The organism is Rhodococcus sp. EPR-157 (genome assembly GCF_001647195.1).
Classification (GTDB): Bacteria; Actinomycetota; Actinomycetes; order Mycobacteriales; family Mycobacteriaceae; genus Rhodococcoides.
The window spans coordinates 1-2,702 of record NZ_LVCV01000601.1 but is presented as its reverse complement, the minus strand read 5'-3'; the positions used below and the strand labels follow the sequence as shown (position 1 = coordinate 2,702).

The following is a 2,702-nucleotide window of genomic DNA, read 5'->3' as shown; positions in this document are numbered from 1 at the left end:
AGATCTCGATCAGCACGTGCTTCTGCCGTTCGGTGATCTCCGTGTCGCCGAGCAATGCATCTCGAACTGGACCGTGCGGACGTTCTTCCAAGAACCCGGCCCGTACGTACAACGCTTCCGATGACACCCGCAGACCCTTGGCTATCTGCGTGAGCACCTCGGCGGAGGGATTGCGTAGCCCGCGCTCGATCTGGCTGAGATACGGGTTGCTCACCCCCGCCCTGGACGCGAGTTGCCGCATGGAAACCTGAGCAGCCTCGCGCTGTGAGCGGATATAGCTGCCGATATCCGATGCAGCAGTTGTCACCACACTGGCGACAAGATCACTCGCCTCTGCGACAACCTCGGTCGCCTCGGACACTTTGGCGACTATCCCCTGGTTGTCGAAGTGTTCATCGTTACTAGGGGTCATGTTCACCACTCGATTCGCTAACCTGAAACTTGTGGTTTCGGTGTACGGGAGCCGAGATTACCCAAGGGTGCTAACTATTGCAAGCACTTTGCTAGCGCTCATCCGAACATCAAATTCGACAGCGAGTAGATCGCCAGGCCGGCGACGGATCCGACGACCGTGCCATTGATGCGAATGAACTGAAGATCGCGGCCCACCTGGAGTTCGATCTTGCGGCTCGCCTCGTCGGCATCCCAGCGCGCGACCGTGTCGGTGATGATCGTGGTGATCTCGCCCGCGTAGTTCGACGCGATGTAGCGCGCTCCTCCGAGCAGCCAGCCGTCGAACTTCTCGCGAAGCTCGTCGTCGTCGCGCATCCGCGCGCCCCAATTGGCCACGTTCTCGCTGATCTTGCGTCGGAGCGTGCTCGACGGGTCGTCGACCGACTCGGTAATGAGGCGCTTGGCTACCTTCCAGGTGGCGGCAGCAAGACCGGTTATCTCATCCCTGCCCATGATCTGCGCCTTGAGTGACTCGGCCTTCTCGATGGTCGCCGGGTCGTGCTGAAGGTCGTGCGCGTAGTCGACGAGGAACTTGTTGGCGGCGAGGCGGAGTTCGTGCTGGGGGTTCGATCGAACCTTCCACGTGAACTCGACGAGCTCCTTGTAGATCTTCTCGCCGAGCATCGCATCGACGAATTTGGGAGACCACGTCGGCGAATCCCGCGTCACGACGCGTTCGATCGTCTCCTCGCTGCCCAACGCCCACTGATGCGCCCGCTCGGCAAGCATGTCGATGAGCGGTAGCTGGCGGTTCTCCTTGATCAGCTCGTCGAGGACCCGGCCGATCGGTGGTCCCCACTGCGGGTCGGCCAGCCTGCGAACGATGGTGCTGTCGATGACCTGAGTGATGTCCTCATCCTTGAGCACGCCGACGACGCCGTGCATGATCGTCGCGGATTCGGCGGCAACACGTTCGGCATTCTCGGTCTCGGCAAGCCAGGTCCCGAGCCGGAGGGGCACCTGCGCGGACCGAACTTTGTCGGAGACGACGTCCGGCGCCAAGAAGTTGTTCCCGACGAACGAGCCGAGCGACGTTCCGAGCTGATCCTTCTTCTTCCTGATGATGGCGGTGTGCGGAATCGGAATTCCCAACGGGTGCTTGAACAATGCCGTCACGGCGAACCAGTCGGCGAGCGCTCCCACCATCCCCGCCTCCGACGCTGCGCGAACGTATCCGACCCACTCCCCTGCACCCTTCGATTCCTGCCAGCGACAGATCAGGTAGACCACCGTGGCGAAGGCGAGGAAGCCCGTCGCGACCAGCTTCATCCTGCGAAGGTCGTGGCGCTTGGCCGCATCGTCCAAATTCATCAGTTCCACAATCGCCATTGTGCCTGTGTTCGAAGGTCACACGCTTTCCCGCACGCATACACGCGCATCCAACGATGGACGCCTAAGCTGATCTTCATACGAAGACGATGGGATACGGCGGGAACACGTGGCGAGAAATGCGACTTCAGCGGACAAGACAGAGACCAGTTCGGAGGCCAAGACCGAGAAGCCGGACGGCCGTAAGCGCCGGTGGCGCGAGCACAAGATCGCGCGGCGGGAAGAACTGGTCGACGGCACTCTGGCCGCCATCCGGTTACGTGGTCGCGATATCGGAATGGACGAGATCGCGTCGGAGATCGGTATCTCGAAGACGGTTCTCTATCGGTACTTCACGGACAAGAACGACCTGACCAACGCCACGATGACGCGCTACGTCGAGACGACGCTCGCTCCCCGCATCTACTTCGCCATCTCCGAGGAACTCGACGAGTATCACCTCACCCGGGCGGTCATCGCGGCATACGTCGAGACGGTCGCGACCGATCCCGAGGTCTACCTCTACGTCATGGCCAACAACGCCGGAACCAACCGCGACGTCGTGGCCGAGTCGGAGCGGATGATCGCGGAGCTGCTGGCCACGGTGCTGGGCGAACGCCTACGGGTCCGCGAGATGGACTCAGGCGGCTCGGTCCCATGGGCGTTCGCGATCGTCGGCGCGGTTCAACTCGCTACGCACTGGTGGATTTCCAACAAGTCGATGTCCGCCGAGGACCTCATCGACTACCTGTGCATGATGACGTGGGGCGGAGTGCACGGCGTTGCGATGGCCGACGGCTCGCCGGCGAAGTTCAAGTCGCAGCCGCATCCCTTGGTCGACGCGAAATCGGAGCCTGGCGCAGCCGAGGCGACCTAGCGCTCCTCGTCGTCGATCGGCACCTCGATGTGCTGGTCGACGAAGTCGGCGGGGTCGGCTTCGG

The 2,702-nt window shown here is 62.1% G+C and carries 3 protein-coding genes; 1 reads left to right on the top strand and 2 read right to left on the bottom strand.

Features of this window, described 5'->3' with window-relative positions; translation table 11 throughout:
* Together A2J03_RS25990 and A2J03_RS25985 are read right to left on the bottom strand one after the other, a co-directional pair.
* Window positions 1-412, bottom strand: a 412-nt coding sequence (locus A2J03_RS25990; RefSeq protein WP_442971414.1) for a helix-turn-helix domain-containing protein, incomplete at its 3' end; no start/stop codon positions are given.
* Between the two features lie 98 nt (window positions 413-510).
* A complete protein-coding gene (locus tag A2J03_RS25985) occupies window positions 511-1,764 on the bottom strand; it encodes a DUF445 domain-containing protein (protein ID WP_231912721.1) in 1,254 nt (417 codons plus the stop codon).
* Window positions 1,765-1,891: 127 nt separating this feature from the next.
* Between A2J03_RS25985 and A2J03_RS25980 the strand changes: the two genes are divergently transcribed.
* Window positions 1,892-2,638, top strand: coding sequence for a TetR/AcrR family transcriptional regulator (locus A2J03_RS25980; RefSeq protein WP_068380019.1), 747 nt, complete (start codon window positions 1,892-1,894; stop codon window positions 2,636-2,638).
* Window positions 2,639-2,702 lie beyond the last annotated feature (64 nt).